At 69.4% G+C, this 21,631-nt stretch carries 20 protein-coding genes; 14 read left to right on the plus strand and 6 right to left on the minus strand.

Going from position 1 to position 21,631, the window contains the following annotated elements:
• Window positions 1–160: 160 nt before the first annotated feature.
• From G369_RS0117855 to G369_RS0117870, 4 genes are all read right to left on the minus strand, one after another.
• On the minus strand, window positions 161–883 hold the full coding sequence (locus G369_RS0117855) for a response regulator (protein WP_019655385.1): 723 nt from the start codon (window positions 881–883) through the stop codon (window positions 161–163).
• Between the two features lie 117 nt (window positions 884–1,000).
• Entirely contained in the window at window positions 1,001–1,864 is an 864-nt protein-coding gene (locus tag G369_RS0117860; protein WP_019655386.1) for a beta-ketoacyl synthase chain length factor, read from the minus strand.
• Between the two features lie 112 nt (window positions 1,865–1,976).
• A complete protein-coding gene (locus tag G369_RS0117865) occupies window positions 1,977–3,182 on the minus strand; it encodes a beta-ketoacyl-[acyl-carrier-protein] synthase family protein (protein WP_019655387.1) in 1,206 nt (401 codons plus the stop codon).
• A 154-nt stretch (window positions 3,183–3,336) separates the two neighbouring features.
• Entirely contained in the window at window positions 3,337–4,731 is a 1,395-nt protein-coding gene (locus G369_RS0117870; RefSeq protein WP_019655388.1) for an AmpG family muropeptide MFS transporter, read from the minus strand.
• 59 nt (window positions 4,732–4,790) lie between these two features.
• On the opposite strand from G369_RS0117870, the gene G369_RS0117875 reads away from it, so the two are divergent.
• From G369_RS0117875 to G369_RS0117940, 14 genes are all read left to right on the plus strand, one after another.
• The gene (locus tag G369_RS0117875; protein WP_026346467.1) at window positions 4,791–5,654 is read left to right on the plus strand and encodes a M48 family metallopeptidase; all 864 of its coding nucleotides are present in this window, start codon (window positions 4,791–4,793) and stop codon (window positions 5,652–5,654) included.
• Between the two features lie 216 nt (window positions 5,655–5,870).
• Complete coding sequence (gene atzF / locus G369_RS0117880; RefSeq protein WP_026346468.1) at window positions 5,871–7,601, plus strand: allophanate hydrolase; 1,731 nt, start codon at window positions 5,871–5,873, stop codon at window positions 7,599–7,601.
• 14 nt (window positions 7,602–7,615) lie between these two features.
• Window positions 7,616–8,623 (plus strand): ABC transporter substrate-binding protein, encoded by a 1,008-nt coding sequence (locus tag G369_RS0117885; RefSeq protein ID WP_019655392.1) that lies wholly within the window; start codon window positions 7,616–7,618, stop codon window positions 8,621–8,623.
• A 5-nt stretch (window positions 8,624–8,628) separates the two neighbouring features.
• Window positions 8,629–9,456, plus strand: coding sequence for an ABC transporter permease (locus G369_RS0117890; protein ID WP_019655393.1), 828 nt, complete (start codon window positions 8,629–8,631; stop codon window positions 9,454–9,456).
• Window positions 9,457–9,579: 123 nt separating this feature from the next.
• On the plus strand, window positions 9,580–10,413 hold the full coding sequence (locus G369_RS0117895; protein WP_019655394.1) for an ABC transporter ATP-binding protein: 834 nt from the start codon (window positions 9,580–9,582) through the stop codon (window positions 10,411–10,413).
• Window positions 10,414–10,530: 117 nt separating this feature from the next.
• Entirely contained in the window at window positions 10,531–10,911 is a 381-nt protein-coding gene (gene hpxZ, locus G369_RS0117900) for an oxalurate catabolism protein HpxZ (RefSeq protein ID WP_019655395.1), read from the plus strand.
• A 50-nt stretch (window positions 10,912–10,961) separates the two neighbouring features.
• Window positions 10,962–12,089 (plus strand): BMP family ABC transporter substrate-binding protein, encoded by a 1,128-nt coding sequence (locus G369_RS0117905; protein ID WP_019655396.1) that lies wholly within the window; start codon window positions 10,962–10,964, stop codon window positions 12,087–12,089.
• A gap of 118 nt (window positions 12,090–12,207) precedes the next feature.
• Window positions 12,208–13,269 (plus strand): ABC transporter permease, encoded by a 1,062-nt coding sequence (locus G369_RS0117910; protein WP_019655397.1) that lies wholly within the window; start codon window positions 12,208–12,210, stop codon window positions 13,267–13,269.
• The gene (locus G369_RS0117915; protein WP_019655398.1) at window positions 13,266–14,189 is read left to right on the plus strand and encodes an ABC transporter permease; all 924 of its coding nucleotides are present in this window, start codon (window positions 13,266–13,268) and stop codon (window positions 14,187–14,189) included. Before G369_RS0117910 ends, G369_RS0117915 begins: the two co-directional genes overlap by 4 nt.
• Before the next feature lie 5 nt (window positions 14,190–14,194).
• Window positions 14,195–15,187 carry a formamidase gene (locus G369_RS0117920; protein WP_019655399.1) on the plus strand — a complete coding sequence of 331 codons (993 nt, stop codon included), beginning with the start codon at window positions 14,195–14,197 and terminating at the stop codon, window positions 15,185–15,187.
• A 4-nt stretch (window positions 15,188–15,191) separates the two neighbouring features.
• A complete protein-coding gene (gene biuH / locus G369_RS0117925; protein ID WP_019655400.1) occupies window positions 15,192–15,905 on the plus strand; it encodes a biuret amidohydrolase in 714 nt (237 codons plus the stop codon).
• Between the two features lie 5 nt (window positions 15,906–15,910).
• Complete coding sequence (locus G369_RS0117930) at window positions 15,911–17,491, plus strand: ABC transporter ATP-binding protein (protein WP_019655401.1); 1,581 nt, start codon at window positions 15,911–15,913, stop codon at window positions 17,489–17,491.
• 274 nt (window positions 17,492–17,765) lie between these two features.
• On the plus strand, window positions 17,766–18,443 hold the full coding sequence (locus tag G369_RS0117935) for a cysteine hydrolase family protein (protein WP_019655402.1): 678 nt from the start codon (window positions 17,766–17,768) through the stop codon (window positions 18,441–18,443).
• A 42-nt stretch (window positions 18,444–18,485) separates the two neighbouring features.
• Window positions 18,486–19,229, plus strand: coding sequence for a GntR family transcriptional regulator (locus G369_RS0117940; RefSeq protein ID WP_019655403.1), 744 nt, complete (start codon window positions 18,486–18,488; stop codon window positions 19,227–19,229).
• 137 nt (window positions 19,230–19,366) lie between these two features.
• On the opposite strand, the gene G369_RS0117945 is transcribed toward G369_RS0117940, so the two are convergent.
• Complete coding sequence (locus tag G369_RS0117945) at window positions 19,367–20,344, minus strand: Bug family tripartite tricarboxylate transporter substrate binding protein (RefSeq protein ID WP_019655404.1); 978 nt, start codon at window positions 20,342–20,344, stop codon at window positions 19,367–19,369.
• A gap of 34 nt (window positions 20,345–20,378) precedes the next feature.
• Entirely contained in the window at window positions 20,379–21,617 is a 1,239-nt protein-coding gene (locus G369_RS0117950; RefSeq protein WP_019655405.1) for a flavin-dependent oxidoreductase, read from the minus strand.
• Between the last annotated feature and the right edge of the window lie 14 nt (window positions 21,618–21,631).

A 21,631-nucleotide genomic window follows, 5' to 3' on the forward strand; every position in this document is an offset into this window, starting at 1 on the left:
GAGCCGCTCGCGCTCGGCCTCGGCGGCCTCGCGCACGATCCAGTTGGCCATCAGCGTGAGGATGACCACGCCGCCCACCACCGCGAGCCAGATGCGCACGTAGAGGTGGCGCGAATAGAGGTTGCGCAGCATCTGCCGGAACCCTTCCTGCGTTCCCGCTTCAGTCCTGCTGCTTGGCGAAGACGTAGCCCACACCGCGCACGGTCAGGATGCGCTTGGGGTTCTTCGCATCGACCTCGATGGCGGCGCGGATGCGGCCCATGTGCACGTCGATGGAGCGGTCGAAGGCTTCGAGTTCGCGCCCGCGCACGGCTTCCATGATCTGGTCGCGCGTGAGCACGCGGCCCGCGCGCTCGGCCATCGCGGTCAGCAGGTCGAACTGGTAGGAGGTGAGGTCGGCCACCGCGCCGCCCACCGACACGGTGCGCGCGTTGCGGTCGATCTCCAGCGTGCCGAAGCGCATCACCGACGAGGCCTCGGCCTCGGTGGCGCTCTCGGAGCGGCGGCGCAGCACGGCGCGGATGCGCGCGAGCAGCTCGCGCGGCTCGAAGGGCTTGGGCAGGTAGTCGTCGGCACCGATCTCCAGGCCGATGATGCGGTCCATCGGGTCGCCCTTGGCCGTGAGCATCAGCACCGACACCTTCGACAGCGGACCGGGCAGCGCGCGGATGCGGCGGCAGACCTCGAGGCCGTCCGTGTCCGGCAGCATCAGGTCGAGGATCACCAGGTCGGGCGCATGCTGCTGCAGCTGCTCGAGCCCGGTGGCGCCGTCGCCGGCATGGTTGAAAGCGAAGCCCGACTGCGTCAGGTACTCGCCCACCATCTGCGCCAGGCGGGCGTCGTCTTCGATCATCAGGAGTTGGGGGGTGCTCATGCGCTTCATGGTCGTCCACCGGGAGCAAGCGGGCTTGAACGCTCCGTAAAGTTGGGTAAACCTCGGCAACCCCTGTCAACCGGCCGTGCTGCGAAAAGCATAGCGCCGGTTGTAGCGGCCGTGGGCTCAGCCCCGCGCAAACGGCCGCAACTGCAGCCGCAGCGACAGGGACGCGGAAACCGGCAGGTCGACCGGCGTGCCCGCGCCGTCGCCGCTGCCGTCATCGAGATGGGCCAGCGATTCGAAGAGGCCCAGCGACAGGGCCATGGGATTGATCTCGGCCAGCGACTTCGCCGCTTCCGAGCGCGGCGGCGTGGCCGCCGGCGCCTTGCCGTCATCGCTGGCGAGCGACCAGTCGAGCACCGCCACGGTGCGCTCGCTGGGCTCGCTGGCGATCACCAGCGCCACCGCGAGCAGGCCTCGGCTGTCGGTGACCGAGGTCACGGCGCCCACCGACGGCGCGTCGTAGCCCACCAGCAGCACCGGTTCCTGGTCGCAGGCGGACTGCACCGCCGCCTCCAGCAGGCCGGAGGCGAAGCTGTGCTCGAAGGCCGAGACCGCGTTGCTCGCCGCCGTGCAGCCGGTGCCGATGGTCCAGTAGCCGACGGCCGCGTTGTGCACCGAGTTGTGGAACTTCGTGGGCGACAGCATCTTCGGGTCGTTCGCGAGCGTGCTGCACATGTAGTCGTTGATCGCCAGGTCGCCATGCGCCGAGGTGAACACGCAGGGCACGTCCGCCGCGTTGCGGCCCGAGGCGGCGAGGGACGCCGCGGCCACCTCGAGCGCCAGCGCCACCGTGTCGGGCGCGCGGCGGCGCTCGGCCGGGGCCAGCACCTGCGGCGAGGGCCGCTTCACTGGCGGATCGGCCAGCGCGCCTTCGCCGCGGAAGGCCGCACGCGCGGCGTCCCAGCCGGGCAGCGTGGGAGTCCAGAAGGCGGGGCCTTCGATGTAGAGGGTGGGGCGGGTGGGCGCGCTTGTCGTGGTTGTCATTGGATTGCCTTCTCGCGGAACACCGTGGAACCGGCTTTGCCGGGCCACTGGTGTTGCCCCCGGAAGGGGGGTGGAGGAGCGACACGGAGTGCGCGGAGCCTGGGGGCGAGCTTCATGCTTGCGCCTTGCCGAAAACCAGCGAGCAGTTGTTGCCGCCGAAGCCGAAGGAATTGCTGAGCGCGTAGCGCACCTCGCCGCGCGCCGGCTCCAGCCGGATCTGCGGGCCGAAGCCCTCGTCCAGCGTCTTCGTGTTGACGGTGCCGGGCATCAGGCCGCGCTCGATGGCCAGCAGGCTGATGACGGCCTCGACGATGCCCGCGGCGCCCAGCGTGTGGCCCATGAAGCCCTTGGTCGAGCTGGCGTGCGTGCGCGCCGGGAAGCGGCGCGCCACCAGCGCGCCCTCGACCTCGTCGTTCTTCTGGCTCGCGGTGCCGTGCATGTTGATGTAGTCGATCGCCTCGGGCGCGAGGCCGGCGCGCGCCAGCGCATCGTCGAGCGCACGCTCGGCGCCCAGTCCCTCGGGGTGCGGCGTCGACATGTGGTGCGCGTCGCTCGCCTCGCCGTAGCCCAGCAGGAGCAGCGGCGACGCGTCGGCGCCGGCCTGCACGCGCTCCACCAGCGCGAAGCCCGCGGCCTCACCCAGGCTGATGCCCTTGCGGTCGGCATCGAAGGGCCGGCACGGCTCGGTGGACACGAGCTCGAGCGAGTTGAAGCCGAACAGCACGCTGCCGCACAGCGTGTCGGCCCCGCCGACCACGGCCGCGTCGGCCAGGCCCAGGCGGATCAGCCGCTCGGCCGACGCGAACACCTTGGCGCTGGAGGAGCAGGCGGTGGAGATCGTCTCGCTGGGCCCGCTGATGCCCAGCAGCTGCTGCGTGAACATGGCCAGCGAGTGCGGCGTGTGCACTGCCGCGCGGCGCTGGTAGGGCGGGAACATGCCCTGCTCGTCGAGCTGGGTGTAGGCCAGCTCGGTCTCGCCGATGCTGGCGGTGGAGGTGCCCAGCACGAGCGCGATGCGCGAGGCGCCGTACTTCTCGCGCGCCGCGGCCACGGCCTCGATGAAGCCGTCGGCCTGCAGGCCCACCCAGGCCAGCCGGTTGTTGCGGCAGTCCCATTGCGCGAGCGGCTCGGGCAGCCGGGCCTCCTCGAGCCCGTCGACGCGGCCGATCCAGGTGGGCAGCGGCGCATCGCCGAAGTCGTTGGCGCGCAGCCCGCTGCGCGACTGCGCGAGCGCGTCGGCCAGCGCTTCCTTGCCGACACCGACGGCGCTGGTGGCCGTGTAGGCGCTTATCTGAAGAGGAGAGATTCTGGACGGCACGATCTTGTAGGGGTGTTGGGCTGTCGGTCGGCGCGCGGCGTACGGCAGGGGCGCGACGGGAAGGAAAGGATATTGAAAGAAACGAATGTATACCGGTACAGCCTAACAGCAGCGCGGCCGGCGCGGCGTCGGCCGTTTCCTATACGGCCGGGCGCTATCGGCGCTCCTGGGGGCTTGCCGTCGCCGTCAGCCGCGAGGCCAGCGCCACCAGAACCAGCACCGGCGCGCCCAGCAGGGCGGTGCCGACGAAGAAGCTGCTGTAGCCGTAGGCGTCCACGAACGCGCCCGAGTAGCCGGCCAGGAACTTCGGCAGCAGCAGCATCAGCGAGCTGAACAGGGCGTACTGCGTGGCGGAGTAGCTGATGTTGGTGAGGCTCGACAGGTAGGCGATGAAGGCCGCCGAGGCGATGCCGCCGGCCAGGTTGTCGGCCGAAACCACCGCGATCAGCGCCGTCAGGTCGTGCCCGCGCGTGGCCAGCCAGGCGAAGAGCAGGTTGCTGGCCGCGCTGAGCACGGCGCCCATCATCAGCACGCGCATCACGCCCAGGCGCATCGACAGCACGCCGCCGACGAAGGCGCCCACCAGCGTCATGATCACGCCGTAGATCTTGCTGACGGAGGCCACCTCGTCCTTGGTGAAGCCCATGTCCACGTAGAACGGGTTGGCCATGATGCCCATCACCACGTCGCTGATGCGGTAGATGGCGATCAGCGAGAGGATCAGCACGGCCTGCCACTTGTAGCGGCGGATGAAATCGGCAAAGGGCTCGACCAGCACGTTGCGCAGCCACTCGGCTGCGCTGCGGGCCTTGGGCGGCGCGCCGGGCACCGGCTCGGGCGACAGCAGTACCGTGACCACGCCGACGGCCATCGAGGCGGCCATGACCAGGTAGGCCGTCTTCCAGGCGCCGTTCTGGTAGGCCGCGGCACCCGTGGCTGCCGCCGCTGCTGCAGCGGGCGCCACCTCGGCCCAGGCCGCGACCCACAGCACGCCGGCGCCGGCCCAGATCATCGCGAGCCGGTAGCCCGTCTGGTAGGCGGCGGCCAGCGCGGCCTGCTTGCGCGGCTCGGCCGATTCGATGCGGAAGGCGTCGAGCGCGATGTCCTGCGTGGCAGAGCCGAAGGCCACCAGCAGCGCGCACCAGACCAGCGGCGTGAGCCCGTGGCGCGGGTCGTTGACCGCCATGCCCGCCAGTCCCGCGACGACCATGCACTGCGCCAGCAGCAGCCAGCCGCGGCGGCGCCCCAGCAAGGTGGTCAGCGGCGGCAGCGGCATCCGGTCGACCAGCGGCGCCCAGACCCACTTGAAGCCGTAGGCCAGCCCGACCCAGCTCAGGTAGCCGATGGTGGTTCGGTCGATGCCCGCCTCGCGCAGGCGGAAGCTCAGCGTGCCCAGCACCAGCAGCAGCGGCAGCCCGGCCGAGAAGCCCAGCGCCAGCATGCGCAGGGTGGCGGGTTCCAGGTAGACCTTCAGCGCGTCGCGCCAGGGCGGTGAGGGGGGCGTGGGGGTTTCTGCGGGCGAGGCGGACATGTGCCCCGGATTGTCCATGAGCGACGGCCCGGGTTCCCGGGCTTCTTGTCTTCATTTGTTCCTATCATCCCGCTCCTATGTGCACACGATGCGATCGCCCCTTTTCCGCCGTTCCAGTTCCTTCCGTGGCTTCCGCGTGGAATCCGCGGCGCGCCTTCCTGCTGGCGGCGGCCGGAGCGGTGCTCGCGAAGCCCGCCCTGGCGCAGGTCGACGTGGGCAAGGCCTCGGTGGCGCGCAACATCGTGCCGGTCGAGCAGGTCGAGACGGCCGGCGTGCAGCAGTACGGCCAGCTGCTCGCGCAGGCCCGCGCCAAGGGGGCGCTCGCGGGCGACGGCAATCCGCAGCTGCAGCGCCTGCGGGCCATCGCCGCGCGGCTCATCCCGTTCGCGACGCCGTGGAACGCACGCGCGCGCGACTGGAAGTGGGAGGTCAACCTGATCGGCAGCAAGCAGATCAACGCCTTCTGCATGCCCGGCGGCAAGATCGCCTTCTTCACCGGCATCCTCGATCAGCTCAAGCTCACCGACGACGAGGTCGCGATGGTGATGGGCCACGAGATGGCCCACGCCCTGCGCGAGCACGCACGCGCCCGCCTGGCCAAGAGCGCGGGCACGGGCGCGGCGCTCTCGATCGGTGCGCAGCTGCTCGGATGGGGGCAGGTGGGCGACCTGGCAGCGCGCGCCGGCACGCAGCTGCTCACGCTCAAGTTCAGCCGCAGCGACGAGACCGAGGCCGACCTCGTGGGACTCGAACTCGCGGCGCGCGCGGGCTACGACCCGAAGGCGTCGGTGTCGCTGTGGCAGAAGATGGCCACGGCGTCGAAGAACCAGGGCGGCCTGAGCTTCCTGTCGACGCACCCCAGCGGGCCGGATCGCATCGCGAAGCTCGAAGCGAACCTGCCCAAGGTCGAGAAGCTCTACCGCGACGCAAGGAAGAGCTGAGCTTCCTGCTCCCTCTCCCCTGGGGGGAGGGCCGGGGTGAGGGTGACGGCCTCCAGATAGAAGCCGCGCTTCATTCTGCGCACCTGCCCTCGCCCCAACCCTTTCCCCAAGGGGAGAGGGAGTAAATCCCCGACATCGTTCCGATCCGCGCCAAAGTGCACTTGCGCTGGCATGCCGCTTGCATCTCAACTTGTACACATGTTTGGATGCCTGAAGATGGTGCACGAAGAAAACCCGAAAAGCGGAACGCCAGACGCTGCCTGGATCGCCAGGTTCGCCTCGCCCCTGGCGCACACGCACGCCGCGGTGGCGCTGGATTTCGCCCTGCCGCTCGCGGGGCTGCGCTTCGCGGTCAAGGACAACATCGACGTGGCCGGCGTGCCCACCACCGCCGCCTGCCCGGCCTTCGAGCGCCTGCCCGAAGTGCATGCGGGCGCGGTGCAGCGCCTGCTCGAAGCCGGTGCATCGCTGGCCGGCAAGACCAATCTCGACCAGTTCGCCTGCGGACTGAACGGCACGCGCTCTCCCTATGGCGAGGTGCCCAACGCCTTCGACGCGCGCTACGTGTCGGGCGGCTCCAGTTCGGGATCGGCCTACGTCGTGGCCACGGGCGAGGTCGACTTCGCCCTGGGCACCGACACCGCCGGCTCCGGCCGCGTGCCGGCCGGGCTCAACAACATCGTCGGCCTCAAGCCCTCGCGCGGGCTGCTGAGCGCCTTCGGCGTCGTGCCCGCCGCACAGAGCGCCGACTGCGTCTCCATCTTCGCGCGCACCGTCGCCACCGCGGTCGACGTGCTGCTCGCAGCCGCGGGTCACGACGCGCGCGATCCATATTCGAGAGACATCGACCTGCGCCGCGAGCCGCTGCCCGCGCGCTTCCGCTTCGGCGTGCCCGACCGGCTGAGCTTCTTCGGCGACGCCGCTGCCGAGCAGGCCTTCGGCGATGCGGTCGCGCGGCTGCTCGCGATGGGCGGCACGCCCGTCACCATCGCCTATGCGCCGCTCGCGGAAGCCGCCGGGATGCTCTACGAGAGCGCCCTGGTCGCCGAGCGCTACGCCGCGGTGCGCGAGTTCTTCGACGCGCACGCCGACGACGTCGTCGAGCCCGTGCGCGGCATCCTCGCGAGCGGCCGCCAGTACGACGCCGCCGACGTGTTCGAGGCCCAGGCGCGGCTGCACGCCATCGCGCAGAAGGTCGAGCCGATGTGGCGCGACATCGACCTGCTGCTCGTGCCCACCGCGCCCACGCACTACACGCGCGAGCAGATGCGCGCCGATCCGGTCGCGCTCAACCGCAACCTCGGCGCCTACACCAACTTCGTCAACCTGCTCGACTACGCAGCGCTCTCGGTGCCCAGCAGCCTGCGCGCGGACGGCCTGCCCTTCGGCATCACGCTGATCGGCCCCTGCGGCAGCGACCTCGCGCTGGCCGAGCTGGGCCAGCGCTTTCACCATGCCACCGGCCTTGCGCAAGGCGCGACAGGCCAGCCTCTGCCGTCGCCGCGCGCCATTCCGGGGCTCGCGGCGCCGGACGCCGGCATCTTGCCGATCGCCGTCGTCGGCGCGCATCTCTCGGGCATGCCGCTCAACAGCCAGCTGACCGAGCGCGGCGCCACGTTGATGCGCGCCACCACCACCACGCCGGCCTACAGGCTCCACGCGCTGCCGGGCACCGTGCCGCCCAAGCCTGGACTGCGGCGCGTGGCCGAAGGCGATGAAGGCGCCGCCATCGCGCTGGAGGTGTGGGCCGTGCCGCTCGCGCAGGTCGGCAGCTTCCTCGCGCTCATCCCGCCACCGCTGGGCCTCGGCAGCGTCGAGCTGGCCGACGGCAGCTGGGTGAAGGGATTCATCTGCGAAGGCCATGCGCTGGCCGGCGCGCAGGACGTGACCCATCACGGCGGCTGGCGCGCTTACGTCGCGAGCCGCGCCACCCCGAGTTCCAACTGATCAGAGGAGTTCCGATGAGCATCCAACAAAACTCTCCCGCCGCACGCCAGCGACGCCAGCTGCTGCAGGCCGGTGCTGCGGGCCTGGCCGTGCTGGCGGCACCCGCCATCGTGCGCGCGCAGGGCGCGGCTGCGAAGCTGCGCATCGGCTTCTGGCCCGTGGCCGCCGGCCTGCCGTTCTTCGCGGCGGTCGACAAGGGCTACTTCAAGGAAGCAGGCCTCGACGTGGAGCCGCTGAAGTTCGCCGGTGCGCAGCAGGTGATGGAAGGCATGCTCGCCGGCCGCTGCGACGGCAGCGCCAACGGCACCGGCTCGGCCAACCTCGCCATCGGCGAGATCGCACAGCCGGGCCTGTTCAAGATCTTCTGCACCAATCCGAGCAACGCGAAGTACGTGCTCGACGAGTTCATCGTCGCCAAGGACAGCCCCGTCAAGAGCGTGGCCGAGCTGGCCGGCAAGAAGGTCGCGTCGGGCCCCGGCATCCAGAACGTCACCCTGTGCAAGACCATGTTGGAGCGCGCGGGCGCCAAGGGTGCGACCGTGAGCGAGCTGCCCATCGGCCAGCACGTGGCCGCGCTGGTCGCGGGCCAGGTCGACGCCTGCTACACGCTGGAGCCCACCGGCACTGTGGGCCGCATGAACGGCACCACGCGTGTCGTCGAGGCCGGCGTGGTCGCCAAATACATCCTCGGCGACCCGATGGCACCGTGGCACGGCGGCGCGGCCAGCCTCACCAGCGATTTCATCAAGAAGAACCCCGAGGTCGCGAAGAAGTACATCGCCGCCTATGCACGCGGCGTGGAGCTGGTGCGCAGCAAGCCCGACGAGGCGCGCCAGTTCATGAAGGGCTACACCGCCATCGAGGGCAAGCTCACTGCCGAGGTGCCGCTCGCGTCGTACATGCTCTACAACGAGTTCAAGCCGAGCGACGTCGCGTACTTCCAGAAGTTCTACGACCTGTTCACCGAGAAAGGCATCTTCGAGAAGAAGGTGGCGGTGGACGGCCTGCTCTACAAGGCCTGACGACCATGGCCGACGCAAGCTCGACCACGGCCGCGCCGTGGACCCCGCCGGCCGGCACGGCCACCGCTGCGCCGAAGCCGCCGCTGCGCGACCGCATGCTGCCCTTCATCGGTCCGGTGGTGCTGTTCATCGTGTGGGACCTGGTGGTGCGGCTCGGCTTCATCAAGCCGATCCTGCTGCCCACGCCCGCCGACACCGTCTCCGCGCTCGTCACCGGCCTGGCCGGCGGCCCGCTGCTCACCGACTTCGCCATGACCGTGTGGCGCACCGTGCAGGCCTTCGTCATCGCGGCGGTCGTCGGCGTGCCGCTGGGCGTGCTGCTGGGCAGCAACGAGAAGGCCTATCGCAGCGTGGAGTTCCTGATCGACTTCTTCCGCTCCACGCCGTCGTCGGCGCTCATTCCGCTGTTCCTGCTGATCTTCGGTGTGAGCGACGTCAACAAGGTGGCCATCGCGGCCTTCGGCGCGCTGCTCATCGTGGTGTTCAACAGCGCCTACGGCGTCATCAACGCACGCAAGCAGCGGGTGATGGCGGCGCGCGTCATGGGCGCCTCGCGCTGGCAGATCTTCAAGGACGTGCTGGTGTGGGAAAGCCTGCAGCCCAGCTTCGTGGGCCTGCGCTCTGCGGTGTCGATGGCGCTGGTGATCGTCATCGTGGCCGAGATGTTCATCGGCTCCGACACCGGGCTGGGCCACCGGATCATCGACGCGCAGCAGGTGCTCAACGTGAAGAGCATGTACGCGGCGATCCTTTCGGCGGGTGCGCTGGGCTACGCGCTCAACATCCTCTTTCTGGTCGCAGAACGCCGCATCGTGCACTGGAGCGGAAGGTAATGGACCACCCCCAGGCCTGCTCGCTTCGCGTAGCCGCCAACCCCGTGCAAGGGGGCGCCGCCTGCGGCCCGGCAAAGCCGGTTCCGCGTCGGCCGATGTACTGATCAGCACAGGAGCGTATCCATGCGAGCTTCATCCGAAATCGTTCTCAACGGCCCGGTGTACGCCGACGTGCCGAAACCGGCCTTCAAACCCGGCCCCGCAGGCACGCACATCACCATCCGCGGGCTCACCAAGTACTTCGCGGGCTGGCCGCTGTACGAGAACTTCGACCTCGACATCCCCAAGCACGCGATCGTCTCGGTGTTCGGCCCCAACGGCTGCGGCAAGTCCACGCTCATCAACATGATCGCGGGGCTCATTCCCATCGACTCGGGCGAGATCCTGTTCGACGGCAAGCAGCGCAAGGACACCAAGATCGGCTACGTGTTCCAGAACTACCGCGAGGCGATGTTCCCATGGATGCGCACCATCGACAACATCGCCTATCCGCTGAAGCTCGAAGGGCGCAGCAAGGCCGAGGTCGACCGGCGCATGGAGGAGCTGGTGGCTTCCTTCGACGTGAAGTTCGACCTCGCGCGCTACCCGTACGAACTCTCGGGCGGCCAGCAGCAGACCGCGTCGATCATGCGTGCGCTCGCGCCCAACCCCGAGGTGCTGTTTCTCGACGAGCCCTTCTCGGCGCTCGACTTCGAGATGACGCTCTTCATCCGCGAGAAGCTCCAGGAGGTCTTCATGCAGACCGGCACCACGATGCTGCTGGTGTCGCACGATCTCGAGGAGGCGGTGTACCTCGCCGACGAGGTGCTGCTGCTGACCAAGCGGCCCACGAGAGTGGCCGAGATCCTGCGCTACGGCGACGCGCGCCCGCGCACCGTCGACACGCTCAGCACCGAGAGCTTCGTCGCGATGAAGAAGCTCAGCCTCGACATCTTCCAGCGCGAGGTCCGCAGGTAGCATGAAACCCACCTCCAGTCTTCGTGCACTTCGTGTCGCTCGCGCCTTCCCCCTCGCAGGGGCAGTACCCGCGGCCCGGCAAAGCCGGTTCCGCGGTATTTCTGGAAAGGATGGGTCATGACGCCCCAAATCAACATTCCAGAGGTGCTCGCCGAAGTGCAGGCCGTGTTCGCGCGCTACGAGGCGGCGCTCGTCGGCAACGACCGCGCGACGCTCGACGAGCTCTTCTGGGACAGCCCGCACACCCTGCGCTACGGCTTCTCGGAGAACCACTACGGCCACGCCGACATCGCGGCCTTCCGCGCCTCGCTACCCGTGCAGAGCCCGCCGCGCGAGCTGCTGCGCACCGTCATCACCACCTACGGCCGCGACTTCGCGACCGCGAACGTCGAATTCCGCCGCGAGGGCAGCTTCCAGACCGGCCGCCAGAGCCAGACCTGGATGCGCACGCACGAAGGCTGGCGCGTGGTCGCCGCCCACGTGAGCCTGCTCGGCTGAGCCCTCGCAAGGGCACGTTTTTTGCACCCCAACCTGTAACGGAGAACGCCATGACCCGCCATCTCAATCGCCGCGATTCGCTCAAGACACTTGCCGCGCTGGGCACCGCCGGCAGCCTCGGAAGCTGGAGTGCGCTCGCCGCCGCCCAGGCCAAGCCCAAGCCGCTCACCGTCGGCGTGATCTACGTCGGCGCCCGCGACGACTACGGCTACAACCAGGCGCACGCCATGGCCGCCGCCGAGATCAAGAAGCTGCCCGGCGTGAAGGTGGTCGAGGAAGAGAACGTGCCCGAGACCGCCGCGGTGCAGAAGACCATGACCGGCATGATCTCGCAGGACGGCGCGGGCCTGCTCTTTCCCACCTCGTTCGGCTACTTCGATCCGCACATCCTCGCGGTGGCGCCCAAGAACCCCGACGTGCGCTTCTCGCACTGCGGCGGCCTCTGGACCGAGGGCAAGCATCCGAAGAACGTCGGCAGCTTCTTCGGCTACATCGACGAGTGCCAGTACCTCAACGGCGTGATCGCCGCGCACATGACGAAGAGCAACAAGATCGCCTTCGTCGCCGCCAAGCCCATTCCGCAGGTGCTGCGCAACATCAACGCCTTCACGCTCGGCGCGCGCTCGGTCAAGCCGAACATCACCTGCAGCGTGATCTTCACGGGCGACTGGTCGATGGCGGTGAAGGAGGCCGAGGCCACCAACAGCCTGGCCGACCAGGGCTGCGACGTGTTCACCATGCACGTGGACGGCCCCAAGGTGGTGGTCGAGACGGCCGCCAAACGCGGCAAGATGGTCTGCGGCTATCACGCGAGCCAGGCCAAGCTGGCGCCCAATGCGTACCTCACGGGCGCCGAGTGGAACTGGCTCACTGCCTACAAGACCGTCATCGAGGCCGCGCAGACCGGCAAGCCGCACCCCAACTTCCTGCGCGGAGGCCTGAAGGAGGGCTACGTGAAGATGTCGGCCTACGGACCCATGGTGCCCGACGCCGCGAAGAAGCAGGCCGACGAGATCAAGGCGAAGATGATCGCGGGCAGCTTCGACATCTTCAAGGACGGCATCAAGGACAACAAGGGCGCGGTCGTCGTGCCCGCGGGCAAGGTCCTGAAGCAGACCGACCTGGAGCTCGAGAAGATGAACTACCTGGTCGAAGGCGTGCTGGGAAGCATCGGATGACATCGCCCCGGCTTCGCGCACTGCGCGGCGCTTCGCCCATCCCCTTTGCAAGAGGGCGCTGTCAGCGGCCCGGCGAAGCCGGTTCCGCGACGGCCCTGGCCTGAAAGCAAACCTCATCATGCGCAGTGTCCTCAAGGAGTTCTCCCTGCCGGTGTTCGCCATCGCGGCGGCGCTGCTGCTGTTCGGGCTGGTGGTGGCCTTCGCCGGCATCGACGCGGCGGAGGTGTGGGCCACGCTGTTCAAGGGCGCGTTCGGCGACTGGTTCTCGTGGCAGAACACCCTGCAGCGCGCGGCACCGCTGATGCTGACCGCGCTGTGCGTGGCGCTGCCTGCGCGCGCGGGCCTCATCGTGATCGGCGGCGAGGGCGCGCTGGTGCTGGGCGGGCTGGCCTGCGCGGCGCTGGCGCATGCGCTGCCGCTGCCCGGCAACGCCGTCGGCACGGCGATCGTCTGCATCGCGGGCGCCGTCATCGGCGCGCTGTGGATCGTGCTCGCGGGCTGGCTGCGCCAGTACCGCGGCATCAACGAGACCATCAGCAGCCTGCTCTTGGCCTACATCGCCATCGGCGTCTTCAAGCACCTGGTCGAAGGGCCGCTGCGCGATCCGGCCAGCCTCAACAAGCCGTCGACCTACGCGCTGAACGACGGGCTGCTGATCGGCGGAATCGGCGGCTCCGACGTGCATTGGGGCCTGGTGGTCGGCGTGGTGGCCTGCCTGGGCCTCGGCTGGTGGCTGCGCGCCACGGCCTCGGGCTTCTCGGTGCGGGTGGTGGGCGGCAATCCGCGCACCGCGCAGCTCGTGGGACTGCCGGCCACGCGGCTGATTCTTTCGGCCTGCGGGCTCGGCGGCGCATGCGCGGGGCTCGCGGGCGCCGTCGAGGTGGCGGCAGTGCACACCAATGCGAACGCCTCGTTGATCGCGGGCTATGGCTACGCGGGCATCCTCGTTTCTTTTATCGCGCGGCACAACCCTGTGGCCATCGTGCCGGTGGCCATCCTGTTCGGCGGCTTCGGCGCGGCGGGCAGCCTGCTGCAGCGGCGGCTCGGCCTGCCCGATGCGTCGGTGCTGGTGCTGCAGGGCATCGCCTTCGTGCTGATCCTCGCGAGCGAGGGCCTGCGCACGGTCAACTGGAAGAAGTTCGGCGACCGCATGCTGCCCGAGGCAAGGAGCTACACATGACCGCCGACCAGTGGATCGCGCTGATCGCAGGCATCGTCGGCGGTGCGCTGCGCGTGGGCGCGCCCTTCCTCTTCGTGAGCCTGGGCGAGTGCCTGACCGAGAAGTCGGGCCGCATCAACCTCGGCCTCGAAGGCGTGCTGGTGCTGTCGGCCATGGCGGCCTTCGGCGGCGCGTACCTCACCGACTCCGCGTGGCTCGGCGTGCTGATCGGCGCGGTGGCCGGCGCCGCGCTCGCGCTGCTGCACGGGCTGCTGTGTTCGCTCGACCGTGTGAACGACGTGGCGACCGGCATCGCGCTGATGCTGCTCGGCACGGGGCTCGCGTTCTACCTCGGCAAGCCGCTGATCCAGCCGCAGGCGCCGCAGATCCCGGCGATCCCGCTGGGCTTCTGGAGCGACAACCCCGTCGTGCGCTCGGCCCTGCAGCTCAATGCGCTGGTGCCGGTGGGCGTGGCGCTCGCGGTGCTGCTGTGGTGGGGCTTCGCCCGTACGCGCGCCGGTCTGCTGGTTCGCATGGCGGGCGACTCGGCGCAGGCGACTCGTGCGCTCGGCTACTCGGTCTCGGGCCTGCGCATCGCGGCCACCACGGCGGGCGGCTTCATCGCGGGGCTGGGCGGTGCATCGCTCACGCTCTTCTATCCGGGCAGCTGGAACGAAGGCATCTCCAGCGGCCAGGGTTTGATCGCGGTGGCGCTGGTGATCTTCGCGCGCTGGAGCCCGCTGCGCTGCGTGGGCGCCGCGCTGCTCTTTGGCGGCGCCGGAGCCATCGGGCCGGCGCTGCAGTCCATCGGCATCGGCTGGGGCTACCACCTCTTCAACACCGTGCCCTATGTGCTCACGCTGGTGATCCTCGTGCTCACCTGCAGGCCGGGCAGCGCCGCCGCCGGCAGCCCCGGCGAACTTTCATCGACAAGGAGCTGAACCTCATGAGCGGTCTCGGAGGCCTCAACAAATCGCCGCACGGCGTCGTCGTCGGGCTCGTGCAGCTGCAGTTGCCGAACGTGAAGACACCGGCCGATCTCCGCGCACAAGCGCAGCGCATCTGCGAGATGGTGGGCAAGGCGCGCCGCAACCAGTCGACCATGGACCTGGTGGTGTTCCCGGAGTACGCGCTGCACGGGCTCTCGATGGACACCAACCCGGAGATCATGTGCACGCTCGACGGCCCGGAAGTGTCGGCCTTCAGGAGTGCCTGCATCGAACACCGCATCTGGGGCTGCTTCTCCATCATGGAGGCCAACCCCGGCGGCAACCCGTACAACAGCGGCCTGATCATCGACGACCATGGCGAGATCAGGCTCTACTACCGCAAGCTGCACCCGTGGGTGCCGGTCGAGCCATGGGAGCCCGGCAACCTCGGCATTCCGGTATGCGATGGACCCAACGGCAGCAAGCTCTCGCTCATCATCTGCCATGACGGCATGTTCCCCGAGATGGCGCGCGAGGCCGCGTACAAGGGTGCGGACATCATCCTGCGCACCGCCGGCTACACCGCGCCCATCCGCCACGCCTGGAAGATCACCAACCAGGCCAACGCCTTCTGCAATCTCGCCTACACCGCGAGCGTGTGCCTGTGCGGCAGCGACGGCAGCTTCGACTCGATGGGCGAGGGCATGTTCTGCAACTTCGACGGCACGGTGCTGGTCGAGGGCGGCGGCCGCGTCGACGAGATCATCACCGCCGAACTGCGCCCCGACCTCGTGCGCGAGGCCCGCACGGGCTGGGGTGTGGAGAACAACATCTACCAGCTCTACCACCGCGGATACGTCGCGGTGAAGGGCGGCGCGCAGGATTGCCCCTACACCTACATGCACGACATGGCCGCCGGCACCTACAGGCTGCCGTGGAGCGCCGAGGTGAAGGTGACCGACGGTACGAGTTGCGGCTTCGCGCCGCCGCAGCGCAACTACGCAGGATGAACCCATGACCACTTCCATCGCCAATACCACCGAACGCCACGTCGCCGCCGAGCCCTACGCCTGGCCCTACAACGGCGCGCTGCGCCCCGACAACACCGCGCTCGTCGTCATCGACATGCAGACCGACTTCTGCGGCAAGGGCGGGTATGTCGACGTGATGGGCTACGACCTGTCGCTGGTGCAGGCGCCGATCCAGCCGATCGCGCGCACGCTGGCGGCGCTGCGGCCGCTGGGCTATCACATCATCCATACGCGCGAGGGCCACCGGCCCGACCTCGGCGACCTGCCGGCCAACAAGCGATGGCGCTCGCGGCAGATCGGCGCGAACGGCGTGGGCATCGGCGACGACGGGCCCTGCGGGCGCATCCTGGTGCGCGGCGAGCCGGGCTGGGAGATCATTCCGGAGCTGGCACCGCTGCCGGGCGAGGTGATCATCGACAAGCCCGGCAAGGGCTCGTTCTACGCGACCGACCTCGAGCTGATCCTGCGCACGCGCGGCATCGAGAACATCATCCTCGCGGGCATCACCACCGACGTGTGCGTGCACACCACCATGCGCGATGCCAACGACCGCGGCTTCGAGTGCCTGCTGCTGTCCGACTGCACGGCCGCCACGGACTACGGCAACCACCTCGCCGCGCTGAAGATGATCACGATGCAGGGCGGCGTGTTCGGCGCGCACGCCACATCGCAGGCGCTGCTGGCCGCGCTCGGCTGACCGCGATGGGCGCCGCGTCTTCCTCCCCCCGCGCCATCGGCGGCCTGCCGGCGGGCAGCGGTGCGCTCGCGCTCGACACCTACGAGCTCACCAAGCGCTTCGGCGACTTCACGGCGATGGACCGCGTGACGATGCACGTCGATCCCGGCACGGTGCATGCGCTGCTCGGCGAGAACGGGGCGGGCAAGAGCACGCTGGTGAAGTGCGTGGCCGGCTTCCAGCGCGCGGAGGAGGGCAGCATCCTGATCGACGGGCGCGAACAGGACATCGCCAACCCGATCGTGGCGCGCGCGCTGGGCATCGGCATGGTCTACCAGCACTTCACGCTGGCACCTGGGATGACGGTGGCCGAGAACCTGCTGCTTGCCGGCGGCAAGACGCCCGCGGTCATCGACTGGAAGAGCAAGCGCGCGGAGCTGGAGGCCTTCCTGGCGACCACGCCGTTCAGCCTCGATCTCGACGTGCGGCCTTCGGAGCTCGCGGCCGGCGAGAAGCAGAAGCTGGAGCTGCTCAAGCAGCTGTACCTGAAGCCGCGTCTCCTGATCCTCGACGAGCCGACCTCGGTGCTCACGCCGCAGGAGGCCGACGAGGTGCTCGGCCACGTGCGCGAGTTCGCGCGCAGCGGGCTGTGCACGGTGCTGATCATCACGCACAAGTTCCGCGAGGTGATGTCGTACGCCGACAGCGTGACGGTGCTCAGGCGCGGAAAGGCGGTTCACCATTGCCGCGTGGCCGACACCAGTCCGGCGCAGCTGGCGCAGGCCATGATGGGCGGCGAGCAGGCTGCAGCTTCGCCGGCGGAGGCTGCGGTCGCGAGAAGGGCCGTGTCGACGGGTGCGCCGGTGGCTCTGCAGGTCGAAGGACTGCAGGCGCAGGGCGATCGCGGAACGCTGGCGCTGCACGGGCTGAGCCTGTCGGTCCGTGCCGGGGAGATCCTCGGCGTGGCGGGCGTCTCCGGCAACGGGCAGCGCGAGCTGGTCGAAGCGCTCGTCGGGCAGCGCCCTCGCCTGGCCGGCAAGGTCAGCGTGATGGGGCAGCCCTACGCCGCGCGCCGCGCCGAGAACCGGGAACTCAAGGTGCGCAGCCTGCCGGAGGAGCCGCTGCGCAACGCATGCGTCGGCGATCTGAGCGTCGCGGAGAACATGGCGCTGCGCGACTTCGACCGGCCGCCGCTGTCGCGCGCGGGCGTGCTGAACTTTCCCTACTGGCGCAGCAGGGCGCGCGAGTGGATCGCCGAGTACGGCGTGAAGACGCGGGGCGAGGGCGCGCCGATCCGCAGCCTTTCTGGCGGCAACGTGCAGCGCGCGGTGCTGGCGCGCGAGCTGACGGGCGACATCAATGTGCTGATCGCGGCGAACCCGGTGTTCGGGCTGGACTTCGCGGCGGTCGCGGAGATCCATTCGCGCATCGTGCAGGTGCGGGAGAAGGGCGGGGCTGTCCTTCTCATCAGCGAGGACCTCGACGAGCTGCTCGAACTGGCGGATCGCATCGTCGTGATGAGCGAGGGGCGGATCGTGTTCGAGACATCGGCTTCTGGCGCCGAGCGTCATGTGATCGGGGCGCACATGGGCGGTGGGCATCACTAGGTGGCTGCATGAATGCTCTTCCTGCTTTTTCGGCTCCGCCCGGCGAGCGGCACGGCCCGGCCGCCCCCACGATGCCGGCCGCTTCGCGGCTGCCCTGCGGTGCTCGCGTTTCGCGGGGTCTCGCAGAACTCGCTTCGCTCAAACAGCCGCGAGCCCTTGTCCGCGAAACGCTGCGCTCCTCGGCGGCACAGAGGGGGCGACCGCGCCGCACCGCCCGCCGGGCGCTGTCGTGGTGCGAGGGCCGTCGTTGGCCGGCACATTCTTGAGAACCAGCATGCGCATAGAACAAGCCAACCCATTCCCCTACGAATTCGATATCGCCAGCACTGCGCTCGTGCTGATCGACATGCAGCGCGACTTCATCGAGCCCGGCGGCTTCGGCGAGACGCTGGGCAACGACGTATCGCTGCTCGAAGCCATCGTGCCTGCGACCAGGACCGTGCTGGAGGCATGGCGGGAGGCGGGCGGCCTCGTGGTGCACACGCGCGAGGCGCACAAGGCCGATCTTTCCGATTGCCCACCCGCCAAGCGCAACCGCGGCAACCCCACGCTGCGCATCGGCGACGAAGGGCCGATGGGCCGCATCCTCGTGGCGGGCGAGCCGGGCAACCAGATCATCGAGGCGCTCGCGCCGGTCGAGGGCGAGATCGTGATCGACAAGCCTGGCAAGGGCGCGTTCTACGCCACCGGCCTGCACGAGCTGCTGCAGGCGCGCGGCATCACGCATCTGCTGTTCGGCGGCGTCACGACCGAGGTCTGCGTGCAGACCAGCATGCGCGAAGCCAACGACCGCGGCTACGACTGCCTGCTGCTCGAGGACTGCACCGAGAGCTACTTTCCCGCCTTCAAGGCGGCGACGCTGGACATGGTGCGCGCGCAGGGCGCCATCGTCGGCTGGACGGCGCCGGGCCCCGCGCTCGGCGCGGCGCTGAAGAACAGGCAGCAGCAATGACCATGACCATGGCCGAACGCGCCAGCGACTAACATCCAATCCGTGTCCACCGTTCGCCCCCGCCCAGAAGCCTCCGCTCCAGCCGCCACCGACGCGTCCGCCTTCCGCACGCGTGCCGACGAGGTCTACGCGCAGCTCAAGCGCGACGTGGCCGACTTCATCCTCGTGCCCGGCGACCGCTTCACCGAAGGCGAGATCAGCGACCGCCTCGGCGTGTCGCGCACGCCGGTGCGGCAGGCGCTCTTCAGGCTGCAGCAGGAGGGCTTCGTCGAGGTGCTCTTCCGCAGCGGCTGGCGCGTGCTGCCCTTCGACTTCGACCAGTTCGAGCAGCTCTACGACCTGCGCATGGTGCTGGAGACCACCGCGGTGCACCGCCTGTGCGAGACCGACCGCCACATCGACCGCGGCATGCTCGACACGCTGGCCGACATCTGGCTCGTGCCCGCGGCGCAGCGCAGCACCGACATGGCCCAGGTGGCGCAGTGGGACGAGGCCTTCCACTGCTCGCTGGTGGCGGCCGCCGGCAATGCCGAGATGGCGCGCGTGCACGGCGACGTGACCGACCGCATCCGCATCATCCGCCGGCTCGACTTCACCAAGCAGCCGCGCATCGACGCCACCTACGACGAGCACGCGAAGATATTGAAGGCCGTGCGCGCGAACCGCGGCGACCAGGCCGCGATGCTGCTGCGCGCCCACATCGAGACCAGCCAGGCCGAGGTGCGCAAGATCACGCTGCACCAGGTGCATCTGGCGCGGCACGCGGGGAAGGCGGCGCCGCGCTGAAAGAGTTGCTCCTTCCCCCGCTGGGGGAAGGCTGGGATGGGGGCACGCGGCCTTCGCCAAGGCCGCGGACCTCGCAAGAGCCGTTTGCCCCCACCCCGGCCCTCCCCCAGCGGGGGAGGGAGAAAGAAGGGCCTAGCTCAATCCGCCGTGATATTGCCGCGCTTGACCACGCCGGCCCAGCGGTCCGCATCCTTCTTCACCAACGCGCCGAACTCCGCCGGCGTCGAACTCGCCGGCACCATGCCCTGCGACTCGAAGGACTTCGCCACCTCGGGCTGCTTCAGCACCGCCGCGATCTCCTTGTTGAGCCGCGCCACCACGTCCGGCGGCGTGCCCTTGGGGGCGAGCACGCCGTACCACATGTCGACGTTGTCGGCGGTCACGCCGGCCTCGGCGAGCGTGGGCACGTCGGGCAGCTGCGGCAGGCGCTTGCCGCTGCCGGTTGCGATGGCCTTGAGCTTGCCGGCCTGGATGTGCTGCAGCGCCACGTGCACCGGCAGGAACATGTAGTCGATGCGTCCGCCGAGCAGGTCGGTCACCGCGCCGGCCGTGCCCTTGTAGGGCACGTGCAGCAGCTCGGTGCCCGTGCCCTGCATGAGCAGCGCCATCGACAGGTGGTGCGGCGTGCCCACGCCGGGCGTGGCGTAGGTCAGCTTGCCGGGCTCGGCCTTGGCCGCGCTCACCATCTGCTGCACCGACGAGGCCTTCTGCACGTTCGGGTTGGTCACCAGCAGCAGCGTGCCCCACGAGGTGAGGGACACCGGCGCGAAGTCGGCCACCGGGTCGTAGCTCAGCGAGCGGTAGAGGCTGCGGTTCATCACCAGCGTGTTGACCTGGACCAGCAGCGTGTAGCCGTCGGGCTTGGCCCGCGCCACGCGCTCGCTGCCGATGTTGCCGCTGGCGCCGGCCACGTTCTCCACGATCACCGGCTGGCCCAGCCTGGCGGGCAGCCTCGCCGAGAGCTGGCGGGCGATCAGGTCGATGCCGGTGCCGGGGGTGTAGGGCACGACCAGCGTGACGGCCTGGTCGGGCCAGGCGAAGGCGCTGGTGGCGACAGTCGCGGTGCTGGCCGCGACGAGCAGGGTGGCGAGGGTCTTCTTGATCAGCGATCGCATGGTCTCTTGTCTCCGTGTTCTTCTGGGGGGCTGTTCAAAGGTAGGAAGCGCGCGCCTTCAGGGCCGCCGGGTCGTAGCCGGCCACGCGCTTGTAGTTGTCCGAGATGGCCTGCAGCTCGGCGACGGGCACGACCTCCTCGATGCTGTCGAAGCGCTTGCCGCCCGATCGCTCGAACACTTCGCGCAGGATGGTGTCGGGCGGATTGCTGCGGTTGGTCAGCACCACGTCGGTGGTGGCCTTGACGCGCACGCGGTCGTAGTCATCGAGCGCGGCCGTGCCGACGCCCATCTTCTTCAGCGCACCCGCGAGGTAGCGCGCGTCGATGATGGCCTGCCCCGCGCCGTTGGAGCCGCGCGGCACCATCGGGTGCGCGGCGTCGCCCAGCAGCGTGAGGCGGCCGTGCGTCCAGCGTGGCAGCGGGTCCTGGTCGACCATCGGATATTCGAGGATGGTGTCGGAGGCGAGGATCAGCGCCGGCACGTCGAGCCAGTCGAAATGCCAGTCGGCGAAGGCCGGCAGGAAGTCTTCGACGCGGCCCGTTCGGCTCCAGTCGCGCATCGCGGGCTGCGGTGCATGGATCTCGGCCACCCAGTTCACGAGCTGGTTGCCCTCGGCGTCGATGTTGTCGCGGATCGGGTAGATCACCATCTTGCCGACCGAGAGCCAGCCCGCGCGCACCATGCTGCCGCCGGACAGAAAAGGCTTCCAGCGCGCGGTGCCGCGCCACATGTTGATGCCCGAGTAGCGCGGCGCACCCTCGTCCGGATAGAGCTGCTTGCGCAGCGCGGAGTGGATGCCGTCGCAGCCCACGGCAACGGCGCCGCGCACCGGCGGCGCATCGGCGAAATGCACGGTGACGCCGTCCGCATCCTGCTCCACGTGCGTGCAGCGGCGGCCGCACACCACGCTGTCGGGGCCGAGGCGCTTCAGCGTCTCTTCGTACAGCACCGTCTGCAGGTCGCCGCGATGGATGGAGAACTGCGGCCAGTCGTAGCCCGCATGCTGGCCCGCGGCCTCGCGGAAGACCAGCTGTCCGTGCTCGGTGAAGAACACCGCTTCCTTCGTGCGCACGCCCACCTTGTCGAGGGCCTCCAGCAGACCGAGTTCGGTGAGCTCGCGCACCGCATGCGGCAGCAGGTTGATGCCCACGCCCAGCGGCCTGAGCTCGGGAACGGCTTCGTACACGCGGCAGGGAATGCCGGCCTGGTGCAGGCTCAGCGCGAGGGTGAGGCCGCCGATGCCGGCGCCCAGGATGATGACTTCGTTGCTCATGATGATCGGTCTTT

Source organism: Variovorax atrisoli 110B, from assembly GCF_000382045.1.
GTDB classification, from domain to species: domain Bacteria; phylum Pseudomonadota; class Gammaproteobacteria; order Burkholderiales; family Burkholderiaceae_C; genus Variovorax; species Variovorax atrisoli.